We start from the raw sequence: 15,669 nt of genomic DNA on the forward strand, positions 1-15,669 counted from the left end.
CTATGAAAAGGCCTGAATGCCGGTCACAGCGCGCCCGAGGATCAACGCATGGATATCGTGGGTGCCCTCGTATGTGTTCACCGCCTTGAGGTTCATGACGTGTCTGACGACGTGAAACTCGTCGGCGATGCCGTTGCCGCCGTGCATGTCGCGCGCAGCCAGGGCAATTTCCAGCGCCTTCCCGCAGCTGTTCCGCTTAAGCAGTGACACGGCCTCGTGAGCGAGCTGTCCGTTGTCTTTGAGACGCGCCGCGTGGAGGCACGCAACAAGGCCGAGCGTGATCTCGGTCTGCATGTCCGCCAATTGTCTTGAGGAACGAAGACGTCATCCATAACAATCTCGCCTGTGATCGAGGCTCTCAAGCTGAATTTGCCCTCGATCTTGGGAGCGGACAGCCCCTTGAACCCTTTTTCAAGTATGAACTCGGATGACGCCGTCCTGGTTTTTCGCCCAAACGATAAAGATATCGGCGATGGGAGAATTGGTGATCCACATCTTCGAGCAGACAGGGAATATCCGCCGGAGACAGCTTTCGCCCGCGTTCTCATRCCGCCCGGGTGTGATCCGAAGTCCGGCTCGGTCAGTCCGAAGCAGCCGACGAGTTCTCCCGTCGCGAGACGCGGCAGATACTTCCGCCGTTGCTCTTCGCTGCCGTACTCATGGATCGGATGCATGACGAGGCTAGACTGGACGCTCATTGCGGAGCGGTAACCGCGTCTCAAACAGATTCGTCTAGACGTAAGCTGTCTCAACGCGATTTGGCGGACCGTTCCGGCGTCACGAACGGCATGATCAGCATGATTGAACAGAACAAGCACAGTCCGTCCGTTGCCACCATGCACCGGATCACGGACGCGCTGGGGATGTCATTCGTGGATTTCTTTTCACTCGGCAGCGAAGCGGCGGCGCCCAAGGTTTCTTCCGGCCCGACGAGTTGACCCCCTTGAGCGAGGGCAAGCTCGAGCTGCGCGTCGTTGCCGGCGCTCGCCGAGCTAAAGCACTTCAGATTCTTTACGAGATATACCAACCCGGCGGGGCACACGGGCCCAGAGATGCTCTCGCATGAGGGTGAAGAAGGCGGCATCGTGGTTTCCGGCGAGGTCGAAATAACGGTCGGCGATCAGTGCCTCGTTCTCGGGCCCGGCAACGCATACTATTTCGGGGAGCGAAGAACCTCACCGTTTTCGCAACGTCGGAACAAAATCAGCGGTCATTATCAGTGCCTGCACGCCGCCTTCGCTTTGACGTTGAGTCAATTCCTGGTCAGCGCTCAAAGGCCGGTGTCTTGGAGCCCTTCAATCCGATCTCCGCCAGAGCCGAAACCTCGTCCCGGTCCAGCTGCCCTAACCTCGAATGCAAGTAGCGCTTGTTGAGAAACTCGACCGTGAGGAGTTCGTCCGTCGAAATGCTAACATCGGATATGCCACGTCTTCGTCCGATAACGTCGTCAACTTTGATCGCGTGATGCAGTCGCAGAGTGATAAGCGCCGCTTGGGTTCGGTTGCTGCACGACGAGGCTGCAAGTATCTGCGTTATGCTTGTCTTTATTGGCCTGCACCATATCACGAGACCAGGCACTAAGTTAGAACCCGGCCGTCATCGGCCAGCGTTTGGGTTGGCCGGAGTGGAGCGTAGGGCAGATCTGGCGCTGGCGGCAAGATCGCTTCTGGCGCCGGCGGCCGATAGTTGAGCGAGGAATGCGGCCTGACGGCATTGTAGTGCCGTCGCCAGTTCTCGATAAGCACCTCGGCCTCGCGCAGCGTCGTGAAAAGCGCGCGCCTCGACAGCGAGTTCCTGAGCCCGCTCCTTCGCTTCGGCGAGACCAACAGACAGATATGAACGAATTGCAGCCCTTGGCCACTTCGCGGTGGGGGGCCTTTCTTTAGAGCACGGTTCGCTACCTTGGGACCGAGGTAGATGATGCGATCGAGATCGCCGAAAAGATCGACATCCGATGGCAGAATTACCCCCAATGAGCAGACTTGGTCGGCGAGTGCACGGGGGCGCCGACTACGTCCGCGGCAATGACCGCTATTGGGGATGAAGCGGACTTTGCAGCGACGTTTCGATAGAGCCGAGCCTGAGCGAGTGCCGAAGCCTCCGTTTGTGGACTGATTTGTGGACTGGATGCAGGAAACCGAAAATAAGACAATAAATTCAGTGCTCATTGGAGGAAGCCCTCTCCACCAACCCCACGCCTGCCAGTGTCGATTGACGTCGGTGGGCGCTTCTGAAACACTAATAAAATCAAGGAAAGTTGCTCTCTGGCGTCTATGGAAGTCGGCGCAAATTGCCTATCAACGGCCTCGCGTTTGTGGACCAATTTGTGGACCCAGGGATGCCGAAACAACTCATCACCTCACCGCTATCTCTGCCTTGAACCTCAAGAAGCCGAGCCTCTATTCGGACGGCGCTGGGCTCTATCTGAGGGTGAAGGAGAGCGGGGCCGCTCCTGAGTTTTTCGGTACATGCACGACCGCAAGCCGAGGTATCTCGGGCTGGGTTCGGCGTCGTCGGTCAGTCTTGCAACCGCGCGCTCGTTGGCCGGTGACGCGCGACGCCAGCTTGACCTCGGTCAGGATCCGATTGAGGCGAAGCGCCTGGCGGAAAAGGAAGCCGCCGCCGACAAGGCTCGCTCGATGACGTTCAAGGAGTGCGCCGAAGCCTACATGGCCGCGCACGAGCCGAGCTGGAAGAACGCGAAGCATCGTGAGCAATGGCACAGCACCCTCCGACGCCTTCTCTATCCGAAGTTCGGCGGCGTGGCTGTCTCCTCAGTTACGACCGAGATGGTTCTCTGCGCTGTACAACCTATTTGGCATTCGATGCCGGAAACGGCATCTCGGGTGAGGGGACGGATCGAGGTCGTCATCGATTGGGCGAAGGCGCGCGGCGCCTTCTCAGGAGAGAACCCAGCTCGTTGGCGCGGCCACCTTGCCAATCTGCTTCGAAGCGGACATTCCGTCTTGTGCGGGCCGTACCGATCAATCGTTGAGGATGCTCGTCCGCTATTCGGCGGCAACCAGACATGGTCAGTTCTTCCGCTTAGGTCCAAATGCGGACATCACCAGTCTTTGCTTTCGATGCTACCACTCCCTCAAAAATGGACCTTCACCTCCACTGGTACTGACTCTCGAATATAGACGCGGCACCTTCGGGAACTTAGCTGAAGTCCCCACCGATTGGGCTTTTGCATGGATGTGTTGTTAATCGCGTTGTGGCGCCACACCCGCAGTGGTCGAACCGGCATCGCGAGATCCCGCCAGCGCGTAGGCGCGCTCGGTCACATGATTGAGAGAGGTTTCGACTTTCTGGCGGGCGATTTCAATCGCATCCTCATCCGCGTCACCCGCAACAAATAAAGGTTCACCGGCAACCAACGCCAAGGTTGAGAATGGCAAATTGACTGTCGCCTTACTCCAAGAGTTTAGCACCAGAAATCGCGAAGTCGCGGCGGCGACCGGAATGATAGGCCTTCCTGAAAGGCGCGCTAGCATAACAATGCCGCGACCCGCCTGACGCGGCCTCGTCGGCGGGACATCGGCCGTCATCGCAACAATGGAACCGTCTTGGAGCGCACGTACCGACGCCCGCAACGCGTAAACGCCGCCCCTGTCCCGCTTCCGCTCTCCGGCGCCCGCGCCGCGAATGGCCGAGATGCCAAATTTTTTCAGGACGCCCGTTACGAGATCGCCATCCCCGTGGCGCGAGACCATCGCAGCGACATTGAACTCCCGAGTATTAAGATCGCCGAGCATCAAAAACTGCCCATGCCACATCGTCATGATAAATGGCGCCTGCGCTCGCAGGCGAGGAAACAGGTCAGGCGGCTCATGAACCGTGCGAGACGTAGCCTTGACGGTTTTGATTAAGCCAGACAGCGAGTGCGCCGCAACGCTCGTGAGCAATCGTGCTGTTCTTGATGCTGGGTTCATTTCTAGTCTAACGGTTACTGCTTTTCAGTGTTGCCCGGCGCACTCTTAGAAAGTCGGGCAAGACCGATGGTCTGGCGATGCCAATTCTTGATGGGGACCGCCGGAAAACCGCCCATGACAGCAGAGGGCTCGACGTTCCGCATCACACCGCTCTTCGCGGCAATCTTTGCCCGAGCCCCAACTCTGAGGTGATCTCCGACGCCCGCTTGTCCGCCCATCATGACCCCGTCCTCTATGCATGTGCTTCCGGCAATGCCAACCTGGGCGCAAATTACACATTGGCGGCCGATACGGACGTTGTGGGCAATATGCACTAGGTTATCGAGAACAGTGCCCGAGCCAATCACCGTGTCGCCCGTTGCTCCACGGTCTATGGCGCAGTTAGCTCCGATCTGGACATCATCTTCGATGACAACGCGACCGAGTTGAAGCATGCGCATCAGCCCCTTCGGGCCGGGTACAAAGCCAAAGCCTTGCGACCCAATCGTCACGCCAGTCTCGATTTCAACGCGCTGGCCAATCAGCGCATGACTGATGGTTGTGTTGGCGCCGATCTTCGTATCGTCGCCCATTCGAACTCCTTCGCCCAGCACGGCGTTGGGGCCGATGTGACATCTGCGTCCAATCTCGACGCCTCGGCCGATCACCGCGCCAGCGTCTATCTGGGAGTCCTTGCCGATAGTAGCGGTCGGGTCCACGCGGGCAGTTGGGTTAACCCCGGATTCGAGAGAAGGATCAGGATAGAAGAGATGCCCGACCTGGGCATATGCCAGGCGCGGATCTTTGACGAACATCAATAGCGTCGAAACAGGTGCATGGTGTGCAAGTTCTCGACTGCAGATGACAACCTCTGCACGTGTTCGACCGAGGCCGTCGAGATAACGTGCGTCGGTAAAGACGCTGATCTCACCGGCTTCAGCAGTGTCTAGGTCGCCGATGTCGTGAATGGAAATCGAACCTCTGTCCGCCTCAAGAATATCCGCCCCGAGGTGCGCCGCGATCTCACTTAACTTGAAAGGGCCGGCGCGGCGAAAGAAGCGAAGATCAGGCATAGGTTTACCTTTTACTCAAAGAACGGAAGCCGCATCTATAAACCGTTGCTTGGGTCAAACAACTTCATGCCGCTCTTTGTTGAGAAGATACGGCGCCGCAGGCTTGAGCTGACCGGTCTACTAGGGGGCCCTGGTTCCGTTCACGATCGCGACTTTCGTTCCGAGGTGAATAGACGTCGCTACGTTGATCATCCTGAGTCCGCCCCTAGCCACGGCGCATCCGTGGCGCCGCCGGAGGCTCTACGAATATTTCGTCCGCTTTGGGTCATAAGCCGACATTACTTAGAGCGAAATGGCCAATGCGTATCGGCACTTGCCGGGCACCGGAGCCAGAGGGCCGGGCGAAAAGTTGCTAGGAGTTGCCGTGGCGGGCTGCAATCGATGTGAGCTGTCGATCTTCATATTTCCGGTCGAATGCCAGGACTGCATTGAGCAATGCCTGGGCCGCTCGCGCACATTGATCCTTTGAGACGTATTCGGCGACGTTGTGGCTCACGCCATCAAGGCAGGGTGAGAAGATCATCGCGGTTGGCGCGACGCGAGCGAGGTTGACTGCGTCATGCGAGGCGCCCGATACGATCTTCCGGAATTTCAGACCAGCCGCCGTCGCGCCTTCTTCCACGCACGAAATCGCGTCATCAGAGAATTGCATGGCGTCGGCGATGAACACGGGCGAAATTTCGTGTTCGAGCTCGTGACGGCGCGCCGCGTCGATCAGGATCGTTTTGAATTCGGCGTCCATCCGGTGGAGTACTGCGTCATCGGGATGCCGCAGATCGACAGTCAATTTGACTTCGCCTGGAATTACATTTCGAGAGTTTGGAAAAACGTAAAGAGAGCCCACGGATGACTTTGCGTCAGGATCATATGCGCAACGCACAATACTGTCCGGATCAAGTTAACGTCCGTCGCACAAATAACAAGCAGTCGACGGGTGAAAATTGGCACCATTGTCCGTCCGCTTCATTGGCCACACGATCCGCCGATCACACATGCAAGAGCCAATGGAGATGGACATGGCGCGAGACGCTGCCCCCGACCTTACGATGTGGAGCGGTTTTCTCCACTCAAGCATTCTCGGAACATTTTTGCGCCAACCACATGTCGCTGCCGATCGTAAGGCTTTGAAAGATGCGGGCGTTACCGCGGCTTTCGTTGGTTTCCGCTGGGACTCGATGTGCATAAGCCGGACCGGGACAAATCTTGGTCCAAAGGCCCTCCGTGAAGCGACAGACCACTTCCTTCTTTACAATGCCAATACCGGGATCGATCTAAGCGAACACTTCACATTCGCCGACGTCGGAGATGTGCCGGTCGCCATGGGAAATGCGCCCATAACGATGCGCCGCGCGGAGGACTTGATAAGCGAAGTCCTCGCAGCAGGCGCCCTGCCCATAACCCTCGGCGGTGACCATTCCATCACTATCGCCGCAGTACGTGCTTTCGCAAAAGCCGTGCCTGCTTGCGGTTTGATCCTTTTCGACACGCACTTCGATACCGCACTCGATGTGGGCGGCGAAGAGCTCAGCCACTGTTGTCCCATTACGCGTGCGGTCGACGCCGGGTTCGATCCGAAGAAGATTGTCATTATCGGCCATAGCGGCTGGATGAATCCCCGTTCAGAACTCGCGTATTGCCGCGAAAAAGGCATAACGCTTATTTCTCTCGAAGAGGTCTGGAAGCTAGGGGCCGAACAAGTCGCTCAAAAAGCCGTGTCGATTGCGGGCAATCAGACGGACGGCGTCTATCTGACCATTGATATCGATACGCTCGATGCGAGCCACGCGCCTGGCACTGGAGTTCCCACGCCCTGCGGGATGAGTCCACGCGAGATGCTTGCGATTATCAGCGGACTGGGGGGCGCAAACATTCGAGCTTTCGATCTCGTCGAGGTTTCGCCCTCCTGGGATAGCGACGGCATCACCTCGCGGTTGGGTGTTCGCATCATTCTGGACACGCTAGCAATGATCGCATCCTCGCGGAAATTGAACCGCCTTTCAGCCTAGAAGCAAACGATACGTCGAGAAAATCGGAACAGTCCGCACGATCGTATTTTCCCGGTCGGTCTCGCTTGCCCTTGTTCCGCTCGCGGCACTTGGGCAAGCCAAACCGGAAGCAGCCGAGCCGATCAAGCTGGCGATTGCTAACAGTTCTGTGGGTACGGCCGTTATCGCCATGCTTGTTGAAAGTTGCTCAAGATGGTGACGGACCGTCCGATGCCAGGCGTTGCTGATCAGTGGAACTGGCGAGTTGCAAAGGCGCGCAGTGCAGAGCAATGACACGAGTCGCTGTATTTCAAGGAAGTGCAGTTCCCGGTGACAAGACGCGGAATATCGCGAAGATAAGTGCAGCTGCGCGCGCTGCCGGCATCTTCGGTGCTAACTTCCTCGTGCTGCCTGAGCTTTTCCTCACCGGCTACAACATCGGACCGTCGGTGGCGGAACTCGCGGAACCTCAAACCGGACCGTCGCTAGCCGCCATCGGAGTCATAGCTCGAGAAGCAAGATGCGCAATCGCCGTGGGCTTTCCGGAAGCAGAGGGCAAACGAATCTTCAATGCGGCAGCACTCTTTGATGAGCAAGGTCGTCTGGTCGCCATCTACCGTAAGATTCAACTGTTCGGCGCTCTCGAAGCTTCTTACTTCTCGCCAGGCGATCAGTACGTCGTCACCTTCGTCGGCGGTTTGCCGGTCGGCCTAGCTATTTGCTACGATATCGAGTTTCCGGAGTTTTCACGAGCTCTGAAAAGCCGAGGCGCGGAGCTGGTGCTTGCGCCCACCGCCAACATGGCGCCGTATTGGGAAGTGCCGAAAACACTCATACGTGCACGCGCACTCGAAAACGGCATCAGCGTAGCATATGCCAATCACTCAGGGACCGAGGGGACACTTCACTTCACCGGGCTCAGCGGAATAGCGGGTCCCGACGGCATTGACTTGGCTCGAGCCGGTCCGAAAGGAGAGGTTTTGCTTGTGGCGGACATCCCGACCGAAGTGAGACCCGATACGCTATCCACGCAGGTCAGCGACATACGTCTGCCGCCCGTGCTTTGATATAGAATCCGACCGTACTTTTAGCGCTCGATAACTATCTCCGAATGCAACCTCTGCCCGCGATTGAGAGACTGCCATGGATGAAAAGCGCGAAATGTCCTCTCCGCAACTATCATAAGCGGCTATCATAAGCGGCCTTTGGGGGACCCAATCCTTGGGCCACATATCTCGCAAAGCTGATTGGGACGCCGTTTCGGAGAACCCGCCGCTGACTTCCGAGCAATTGGCAAGCGCGCGGCCGATCGCGGAAGTGTTTCCCGAACTGGCCGCAGCATCAAGCGCGCTCGCGGCCGGCCGATAAAAATAATTGAGAACGCGTCCGCTGGTGATTCCCGCGCCGGCACGTTCACGGATCTCGCTTATTGTTCGAGAACGATCTTCACGTCAGCGAGCGGGTTTGCGGCGAGAGCGAAACGGGACACGATCCCCTAGCCGAACTTCACGCGGACGCGTTGGACGAGGAGTTTTCCGCACTCGAAGAAACTCACGGTACTCATCGGCAACGATCGATCGCTCGTGGATAGGATCCGCCGTGTTCGTTCGGATTTCTCCGCACCCGGCGAAGCGGCTAGGCCATTCAGCTAGTTCAACTGGCGACGCCGAATTGGTCCGCAAGGAGGGGCACCGTCGCTTGTCCTGGCCGTTGTATATTTGATAGCTGCGCGATCTCGAGCAACGACCTTCGCCCACAATGGGGAAGGAGGCATGATGCATCGGGATCAATCCTCTGACGGATTATCGCAGGGACGCATCCTTTCTCGCAGGATGGAAAGGTCCAGCCCATGGCATCGAATACCACTCGCGCCTTGAGACCCGCCTTTGGTTTCCAAAAAGCTCAAAGGTTCGGCTATCGAGCGGCCGCTGCATTTTCCGATACGTCGCGATTTCGGTCGATCCGGCAATATCAAATGTTGGCGCAGTCCTGGGGGATAGGAAATCCTTTCTTCAAAATTCAGGAAAGCCGTTCGAAGACGTCGGTGACAATCGATGGACAACAACTCGTAAACTTCGGGTGGTGCGATTATCTCGGCCTGAGTGATCATCCCGAAGTGCTGGCGGCGGCGAGGAGTGCCATCGACGCGTTTGGTTCCTGTATATCGGCAAGCCGGATGATCTCGGGGAGCCTGGACATGCATCAGCAGCTCGAAGCGGAGCTTGCGGAGTTTTTCGGCTTCGAAAATTCGCTGATGTTTGTGAGCGGGCACGCCGCCAACGTGTCAACGATCGCCACGCTTGTGAACAAGGGTGACCTCGTTATTCATGATGAGTTCGTGCACAACAGTGCCATCGTCGGCGCACGGCTATCCGGCGCTGAAATAAAGACTTTCAAACACAACAATCTGGAATCGCTCGCTCGGCTACTTCTCCGAAATCGCGACAGCTTCAGAAACGTATTGATCGTCATCGAGGGGCTTTATTCGACCGAGGGTGATTGTGTCGATCTTTCCAGCCTCATCGAGATCAAAGAGAAATTCGGCTGTTGGTTGATGGTCGATGATGCCCACGGCGTCGGGGTTCTGGGCGAAAGCGGCCGGGGCGTCGCGGAATACACCGGAGTTGACCCAAGGAAAATCGACGTTTTCATGGGCACTCTGAGTAAGTCTCTCGCATCCTGCGGCGGGTTTATTGCTGGCAATGCGGAACTGATCGAAATTCTCAAATATTCTTCACCGGGTTTCGTCTACTCGGTGGGCCTTCCCCCCGCAATGACCGCCGCGGCACTCGCAAGCCTGCGCATTCTCAAAAGTGAGCCGGAGCGCGTCCGTCGCCTCCATGATAATTGCAAGCTGTTTTTCAGAGACTGCCGAGCGCGTGGGTTCGATACGGGGACGAGCATCGGACTTGGAATGGTCCCCATCATTGTCGGTTCAGTGAAGAATACAGGCAAGCTGCTGGAGCGTATGTATGAGCAGGGCTTCAACCCGTCGCCGATCATCTATCCTGGCGTGCGGATCAACTCTGGCCGGTTGAGATTTTTCATTTCGTCGGAACACTCCGTCGATGAACTTCGATCCTGCGCGGAAGCTTTGAGCAGATAATCGGCCGCGTTTATTTACCTTCGACGGCGTAGGGCGATCCGGCGCCAGTGTCCTTCAGCAGGAGCACGAACGGGATCAGGACGAGGAAGCTCAGCGTGATGAAGCCAAAGGCTTCAACGAACCCGATCATCATCGACTGACGCATGAGTTCGGCGCCCAGCATTTGCTGCGCCAGGGGACTGGACGCCGGGACGCCGGTCGCTTCGAACCAGGCGTGGAGTGCGGGATTGTAGGGATCCATCGCGCCGCCGAGCGATTGCCAATTCTGGTGGGCCGTGCGGGTCAGAATCGTTGCGGCGATCGCGATGCCGACGGAGCCGCCGATCGTCCGTGCGATGTTGAAGATGCTTGCTGCTTGATCCGAGGCGCTCTTGGGCAAGGTCTGATAGGCCAGCGTCGAAAGGGGCACAAATATCATGCCCATGCCGATGCCTTGAACGATCGTCGGCGCGATGATCCAGAATTTGTCGATGTCGAGATTGTACGTCGTCGTCGTGACGTACGTGCCGCCGGCCGACAACACGAGGCCGAGAAACACGAGCCAACGTGAATCGATATGCGAGATCAACACGGCGACGATGATCATGCCCGCCATTACGGCGATGCCACGCGGGGCCATGACGAGCCCTGCCGTGCTCGCGGGATAGCCGAGAAGGTGCTCCAGAAAGAGCGGCTGCAGTGCGATGGTGCTCAGCATGCCGACGCCGAACGCCATGATGAGAAACGTCGATGTGGCGAGGTTCCTATCCTTCAGCAGACTGAGCTGGAGCACTGCATCCGGCCGATTGAAGCTTCTGTAGACGAAGGTCGTGATGCAAACGATCGATATGAGAGCCAAGCTGACGATCAGGTTCGATTGCAGCCAGTCTTCGACGTTGCCGCGATCAAGCAGCATCTGAAGGCTGCCGATGCCGATCGCCAAAAGGGCAGCGCCCAACCAATCGATAGGTACGCGGATCGGCTTCGTCGGTCTGAGGTAGGCGACGAGAAGCGCGAGGTTGACGATCCCGATCGGCAGATTGATGTAGAATACCCACGGCCAGCCGAGATGATCGGTGATGAAGCCGCCGACTGTCGGACCCATGATGGGCCCGAGAAGCACGCCTATCCCCCAAACGGCCATCGCCTTGCCGCGGCTTTGCGCATCGAAGCTGTCGACCATCGTCGCTTGGGAAAGGGGGATGACGCTCGCGCCAAAGGCACCCTGGAGAAGGCGGAACAACACCATCTGAAAGAGCGTGCGGGCCTGGCCGCAGAGCATCGAGGCGATGACGAAGCCCGCGACGCTGATGATGAGAACGCGCTTTCTCCCGAACCGTTCGGCCAGAAAGCCGCTCATCGGAATGACGATCGCTTCAGCGACGATGTAGGATGTCAAAACCCACGTGATCTGATCGGGCGTTGCACCGAGAGCGCCCATCAATTCGGGCAGCGCGACATTCACCACGGTCATGTCGAGAATGACCATGAGGACGGCAAGAAGAACGGCGAGCGAAGTCAGGAGCCTGTCTGTCATCGGCAGGCTTGCCGGATCCGCTACTTGATCACTTGCCGCCACTGTCACTTTCCCCGGCAGTGTCGATCGTCACGGATGCCGAAGCGCCGACGCCGATCGGCGGATCGTCCGGACGAAGCGTCAATCCGATGCGCACGGGGAACCGCTGGACGACTTTTACCCAGCTGCCTGTGGCGTTCTCCGACGGCATCAGTGAGAACGCGGCATTGCTGGCCCGGCTGATGGCCTCGACCTTGCCGGTGAATTTCAGTGACGGGAAAGCGTCAATGGTGATGTTGGCGCTTTGGCCCACCTTGATGCGGGCAAGATCAGTTTCCTTGAAATTCGCATCGACCCACCAATGCGCCGTATCGACGAGCGGGAAGAGGGGCATACCGGTTTTGGCGAGTTCGCCCGGTTGAATGCGGACCTTGCCGACGGTTCCGTCGACGGGCGCTTTGATGGTGGCATGATCGAGATCGAGACGGGCCTGATCGACTGCCAATTGCGCTTGCTCGACGTTCGCCTTCGCGGCGACGGCCTGTGGGCCGGTTCCTGTCGGCTGCTGCTGTGCGACGGTGAGGCGCAACTGCGCCAGTTTTAGCGCCGACTCGTAGGGTGCGGGGTCCAGCTGAACCAGGATGTCGCCGGATTTCACGGACGCGAAGGGTTCGACTTTGACCTCTGTCACGAGCCCGCTCACGAGAGGGGTTATCTGGACGATGTTGGCCTGGACCTGCGCATTATCCGTCGAGGGATAAAGTGTCGAATGTTGCCAATAGAAATATCCGGCGACGATCAGACCGATGAGTGCGAGTGTGCCGATGACGGAAAGCGCACGCTTGGACAGAAGCGGCTGACGTGCCGATGCCGGGGGGCTGTTCTGGACAGCACTGGTCAACGGCTTCTTCTCTTGCAATCGATCCTGCATGGATTTTTTCCGCTTATTCGTAGGCTGCAACTTTCATGACCCCTTAAAGTTGCCATCAAGGCTGGACGGAACGAACGGCTGCAGGCTCTTTACCTGCAGCGTGCCGCACGGGCGACTGAAATATCACGACTACACCCCTCGGCCCGAGAGCAATTCTCACCGATTGCTTACCGGCTGAACTCCCAGTCCGGAATGCGGCGCATGCGCAGCATAAACTCCGGGTTTTCCGCTATCGGATCAATAAATTTGGTGTGCTTCACATTTCGGCTGTTTGGCATGGGGCAGAATTGGGCGCTTGTTAACTCCTTCTGCCGAATCCTTCCCGGAGACGTATCCGGACAGCTGAAGCAAAGCCTAGGTGGTGGTCGTGCCCGAGCGATTGCAGAAAGCCGAAGCCTCTTACTCGAGATTGCTGGCGCAGCAGGCTAAATCGGATTTCGATCCGATGGAGGCGGAGACACGCTTGCGGGCGCGGGTACTCGATAATCCCCTCGTTCCGCTGACGACGAAAAGTGGCCGCGTGTTCTTCTTGCGGCGGGCACTGTCGGACGCCGGGATGTCGTATCGCATTTTCCGCACGGAACTGTCGGCTGTGATCGGCGAGGAGGCCATTGGATTTTGCGAGGTGGGCCGCATGGTCAACGGGATCGCGGTCATCACCAAAGCCGAGGTGCAGAGATCGTTTCAGCAGAAGGGTATAGCGACTGCCGTTTATGACTTGATTTCGGCCGACATGATCCAAGCCGGAGGGCTGCTGTGGCCGGTGCCGCCTAGGCAAATGTCAGACGCTGAGTTCAAGGTCTGGTGGCGGCGGTCGCCGGTGCTGGTGTTTTATTATCCGCACAGACACCGGCTTGGTCTGCGGCCGCGCTTCGAATTCGAAGAGCTGTTCGACGACGCCCCGCCCAGGCGCGCCTTCAGGGAGACGGCACGCGCTTATTTCCACGCGCTGGTTTCCCGGTTCAAGTGGGTGTGCGGGCTGTCGCTTGATTGAGCTTCGGGGCCGGGTCGCGGCCCTTCAGGGTCCGGCGTTTGCGAGAAAGCGCTCGGCGACGCTCAGGGCTTCCCGAACTTTGCTCGAGATGACGCAGCGGCGCTGAAGCTCGCTGTCGGCGTATTTCAGCGCGTCGCGCAATTGCTCGATCACTCCGAGTGTCGAGATGTCGCTTGCAAGGCGTGGTTGCGCATTCATGACGGATCCTCCGAATTCGATTGTTCGGAAGCAATAACGTCCTCGCGGCATTTTCAAGGAAGCGGGGGCTTCCGGCGCATCTTTCGTTGCCGACAAAGCGGCAGGGACGGGGGGGCCCCGCGCGTCACCACCAGCCGAAGAAAGACTTCTGCCGTGGATATGCCCGCCGTCCGTAACGGTCGTAGCCGTAATAATAATCGTCGGAGCTATCGCGATAGAAGTTGTCGGACGGGAAGAACTGCTTCGGCCGCTTTTTGATGCCGCCTTGAGGTTCGGTACTAACAAGCACGATGAAGTCCGTCGCCTTGTTGGTTTCTTTGCTCATCGCTTCATCGGAAATAATCAGCGATGAGCCGGGCCAAGCGACCTCGGAAAAGCGCGCGATGACTTCCGGCGGAATCGTGATCCGGTCCAGCGCGGCGGCGGCTTTGGCGAGATCGGTCTGAGGGGTGTTGTTGAGGGCATCGCTCGTCTGCTGGAGGCGGTCGTCGTCATTGTAGGCGTAATCGGCTTCCTTGTGCTCCAACGTCACCGCGTGCCAACGGAGATCCTTGCCGTCGTTCGCATATTCGACGGCGGTATAGATGTGCGTGCCGATCGGCCGATCGGGCTCGCTGATTGTGACAGGGGCTTCGAATACGGGCTCGTAGCCCTGGCGCACATAGAGTCGTTGCGTCTTGAGGCTGATGAATATCGAAACCGGTTGTGTCTTGTGCTTGGCGTCGTCTGCGGCCGCGACAGCGATGGCTCTTGCGGCTTCAGAGGGCGCTGCTTGTTTCTCGGCCGCCTGGAATTCATCTTCGGCCGCTTTCAGATTTGCTGTCGCGACAGCCAATTTTGCTGCGGCTTCTTCAGCGTTTTTCGTCGCTTTCGCCTTCGTGTCTTCCCAATTCTTGGTGGCTTTGGGGGACTTTGCGGCCGCCAGTCCTTTTTCAGCCTTTGCAACTCGATCGTCTGCGGACTTTTTCGCGGCTTCGGCTTTGCGGACAATCTTGGCCGCTTTGTCACGAGGCTCTTTCTTTTCGTCGACGATCTGCTTCATCTCGTCGGCCTGGGCATTTGCGGAATCGGCTTCGATCCGCTTGCCAGCTGCAATGGCTTTCAGGGCGTCGAGTTGGGCTTTGCGCGCCGGCCAACGCTTCACGTCGGGTTCAAAAGGGCTCGTGCTATCGTCGCTGTCCTGGCCATAGTACGACATCGGGATCGCGACAGCAGACTCGACGGCCGGCGGCGGCGTGGGCTTCAGCAACATCGGGTGGGAAATTTCGACGGGCGCGACGTCGTCGTAGGCAACGATCACGCGCATGCCGATCTTGGTCAGCGGAAAGAGGCGCTGGGCGAAGCCGTCGGGCATCCGGACGCATCCATGCGATGCCGGGTAGCCCGGAAGGGCGCCTGCGTGGAGCGCTACGCCTGACCAGGTGATGCGTTGCATGAAGTGCATCGACGCGTCATCGTAGACGTTCGAATAGTGTTCCTCTTCCTTTTGAAGAACGCTGTAGACGCCGACCGGGGTCTCGTAACCCGTTCGGCCGCTCGAAACCGGCGCGCGCATGACGCCGCCGGCGGCGTCATAAATGCTGACCCGCTGATCCTTGACGGACACGATCGCCAGCATCGGCTGGCCGGTCAAAGTATCCTGCGAAACGTCGTCGAGATTGCGCGACCGGCGGCTTGCGGCTTCGGCGCTAACAATCGCTGAACTCGATGTCAGTGCGATCAGCGCCATCATGGCAAGGCCTGTCAGGGGACGCGATCGCGCGGAAAGCAGGCGGTACATTTTACAGACCTTGAGTATGCTGGCGGGCGGAAATGAGAGAGGGCAGCGTAGTCTGAAGATGGTTGAGCATTGATTAGCGCATGCTCCACGATTGATGTCATCGTGGACGTTCCGTTTCAATAGCCCTCCGTATTGCTCGGATGCCCGGGCTCATAAAAATCATGAAAAGACCCTCAACAAACGTGGGTGTTGA

At 58.1% G+C, this 15,669-nt stretch carries 13 protein-coding genes and 2 pseudogenes; 6 read left to right on the plus strand and 9 right to left on the minus strand.

Annotated elements, in window-relative coordinates:
• Nucleotides 1–713: pseudogene (locus AC1DK3_RS17560) on the minus strand (acyl-CoA dehydrogenase family protein); the annotation flags it as partial.
• Between AC1DK3_RS17560 and AC1DK3_RS17565 the strand changes: the two are divergent.
• Nucleotides 660–1,245: pseudogene (locus AC1DK3_RS17565) on the plus strand (cupin domain-containing protein). The pseudogenes AC1DK3_RS17560 and AC1DK3_RS17565 overlap by 54 nt on opposite strands.
• Nucleotides 1,246–1,577: 332 nt before the next feature.
• Here the strand turns inward: AC1DK3_RS17565 and AC1DK3_RS17570 are convergent.
• Nucleotides 1,578–2,168 (minus strand): integrase core domain-containing protein, encoded by a 591-nt coding sequence (locus AC1DK3_RS17570; RefSeq protein WP_477193544.1) that lies wholly within the window; start codon nucleotides 2,166–2,168, stop codon nucleotides 1,578–1,580.
• 300 nt (nucleotides 2,169–2,468) lie between these two features.
• Between AC1DK3_RS17570 and AC1DK3_RS17575 the strand changes: the two genes are divergently transcribed.
• Nucleotides 2,469–3,143, plus strand: coding sequence for a tyrosine-type recombinase/integrase (locus tag AC1DK3_RS17575; RefSeq protein ID WP_477193545.1), 675 nt, complete (start codon nucleotides 2,469–2,471; stop codon nucleotides 3,141–3,143).
• Nucleotides 3,144–3,206: 63 nt separating this feature from the next.
• On the opposite strand, the gene AC1DK3_RS17580 is transcribed toward AC1DK3_RS17575, so the two are convergent.
• The 3 genes from AC1DK3_RS17580 to AC1DK3_RS17590 all read right to left on the minus strand — a co-directional run bounded on the left by AC1DK3_RS17580 (nucleotide 3,207) and on the right by AC1DK3_RS17590 (nucleotide 5,774).
• A complete protein-coding gene (locus AC1DK3_RS17580) occupies nucleotides 3,207–3,785 on the minus strand; it encodes a lysophospholipid acyltransferase family protein (RefSeq protein ID WP_477193546.1) in 579 nt (192 codons plus the stop codon).
• 164 nt (nucleotides 3,786–3,949) lie between these two features.
• On the minus strand, nucleotides 3,950–4,987 hold the full coding sequence (lpxD, locus tag AC1DK3_RS17585) for a UDP-3-O-(3-hydroxymyristoyl)glucosamine N-acyltransferase (RefSeq protein ID WP_477193547.1): 1,038 nt from the start codon (nucleotides 4,985–4,987) through the stop codon (nucleotides 3,950–3,952).
• 352 nt (nucleotides 4,988–5,339) lie between these two features.
• Nucleotides 5,340–5,774 carry a M20/M25/M40 family metallo-hydrolase gene (locus tag AC1DK3_RS17590; RefSeq protein WP_477193548.1) on the minus strand — a complete coding sequence of 145 codons (435 nt, stop codon included), beginning with the start codon at nucleotides 5,772–5,774 and terminating at the stop codon, nucleotides 5,340–5,342.
• 229 nt (nucleotides 5,775–6,003) lie between these two features.
• Between AC1DK3_RS17590 and AC1DK3_RS17595 the strand changes: the two genes are divergently transcribed.
• From AC1DK3_RS17595 to AC1DK3_RS17605, 3 genes are all read left to right on the plus strand, one after another.
• Nucleotides 6,004–6,993, plus strand: coding sequence for an agmatinase family protein (locus AC1DK3_RS17595; RefSeq protein WP_477193549.1), 990 nt, complete (start codon nucleotides 6,004–6,006; stop codon nucleotides 6,991–6,993).
• A 269-nt stretch (nucleotides 6,994–7,262) separates the two neighbouring features.
• Entirely contained in the window at nucleotides 7,263–8,039 is a 777-nt protein-coding gene (locus AC1DK3_RS17600; protein WP_477193550.1) for a carbon-nitrogen hydrolase family protein, read from the plus strand.
• Nucleotides 8,040–8,821: 782 nt separating this feature from the next.
• Nucleotides 8,822–10,078 (plus strand): aminotransferase class I/II-fold pyridoxal phosphate-dependent enzyme, encoded by a 1,257-nt coding sequence (locus tag AC1DK3_RS17605; protein ID WP_477193551.1) that lies wholly within the window; start codon nucleotides 8,822–8,824, stop codon nucleotides 10,076–10,078.
• Nucleotides 10,079–10,088: 10 nt separating this feature from the next.
• Here the strand turns inward: AC1DK3_RS17605 and AC1DK3_RS17610 are convergent, their stop codons facing one another.
• Both AC1DK3_RS17610 and AC1DK3_RS17615 read right to left on the minus strand, forming a co-directional pair.
• A complete protein-coding gene (locus AC1DK3_RS17610) occupies nucleotides 10,089–11,594 on the minus strand; it encodes a DHA2 family efflux MFS transporter permease subunit (protein ID WP_477193552.1) in 1,506 nt (501 codons plus the stop codon).
• A gap of 28 nt (nucleotides 11,595–11,622) precedes the next feature.
• Nucleotides 11,623–12,504 carry an HlyD family secretion protein gene (locus tag AC1DK3_RS17615; protein WP_477193553.1) on the minus strand — a complete coding sequence of 294 codons (882 nt, stop codon included), beginning with the start codon at nucleotides 12,502–12,504 and terminating at the stop codon, nucleotides 11,623–11,625.
• A gap of 409 nt (nucleotides 12,505–12,913) precedes the next feature.
• Between AC1DK3_RS17615 and AC1DK3_RS17620 the strand changes: the two genes are divergently transcribed.
• Nucleotides 12,914–13,498, plus strand: a complete 585-nt coding sequence (locus tag AC1DK3_RS17620; protein WP_477193554.1) for a GNAT family N-acetyltransferase — start codon at nucleotides 12,914–12,916, stop codon at nucleotides 13,496–13,498.
• 24 nt (nucleotides 13,499–13,522) lie between these two features.
• Here AC1DK3_RS17620 and AC1DK3_RS17625 read toward each other — a convergent pair whose 3' ends face one another.
• Together AC1DK3_RS17625 and AC1DK3_RS17630 are read right to left on the minus strand one after the other, a co-directional pair.
• Nucleotides 13,523–13,696 (minus strand): hypothetical protein, encoded by a 174-nt coding sequence (locus AC1DK3_RS17625; RefSeq protein WP_339083924.1) that lies wholly within the window; start codon nucleotides 13,694–13,696, stop codon nucleotides 13,523–13,525.
• Between the two features lie 124 nt (nucleotides 13,697–13,820).
• Nucleotides 13,821–15,476 (minus strand): L,D-transpeptidase family protein, encoded by a 1,656-nt coding sequence (locus AC1DK3_RS17630; protein WP_477193555.1) that lies wholly within the window; start codon nucleotides 15,474–15,476, stop codon nucleotides 13,821–13,823.
• Nucleotides 15,477–15,669: the final 193 nt, after the last annotated feature.

The sequence above is a fragment of the Hyphomicrobium sp. 01T421 genome, assembly GCF_056398805.1.

Excerpts from the sequence above, each read along its gene's own strand:
- AC1DK3_RS17570 (WP_477193544.1), bottom strand. The coding sequence starts at position 2,168 with ATGAGCACTGAATTTATTGTCTTATTTTCGGTTTCCTGCATCCAGTCC.
- AC1DK3_RS17575 (WP_477193545.1), top strand. The coding sequence starts at position 2,469 with ATGCACGACCGCAAGCCGAGGTATCTCGGGCTGGGTTCGGCGTCGTCG.
- AC1DK3_RS17580 (WP_477193546.1), bottom strand. The coding sequence starts at position 3,785 with ATGACGATGTGGCATGGGCAGTTTTTGATGCTCGGCGATCTTAATACT.
- lpxD (WP_477193547.1), bottom strand. The coding sequence starts at position 4,987 with ATGCCTGATCTTCGCTTCTTTCGCCGCGCCGGCCCTTTCAAGTTAAGT.
- AC1DK3_RS17595 (WP_477193549.1), top strand. The coding sequence starts at position 6,004 with ATGGCGCGAGACGCTGCCCCCGACCTTACGATGTGGAGCGGTTTTCTC.
- AC1DK3_RS17600 (WP_477193550.1), top strand. The coding sequence starts at position 7,263 with ATGACACGAGTCGCTGTATTTCAAGGAAGTGCAGTTCCCGGTGACAAG.
- AC1DK3_RS17605 (WP_477193551.1), top strand. The coding sequence starts at position 8,822 with ATGGCATCGAATACCACTCGCGCCTTGAGACCCGCCTTTGGTTTCCAA.
- AC1DK3_RS17610 (WP_477193552.1), bottom strand. The coding sequence starts at position 11,594 with ATGACAGACAGGCTCCTGACTTCGCTCGCCGTTCTTCTTGCCGTCCTC.
- AC1DK3_RS17615 (WP_477193553.1), bottom strand. The coding sequence starts at position 12,504 with ATGCAGGATCGATTGCAAGAGAAGAAGCCGTTGACCAGTGCTGTCCAG.
- AC1DK3_RS17625 (WP_339083924.1), bottom strand. The coding sequence starts at position 13,696 with ATGAATGCGCAACCACGCCTTGCAAGCGACATCTCGACACTCGGAGTG.
- AC1DK3_RS17630 (WP_477193555.1), bottom strand. The coding sequence starts at position 15,476 with ATGTACCGCCTGCTTTCCGCGCGATCGCGTCCCCTGACAGGCCTTGCC.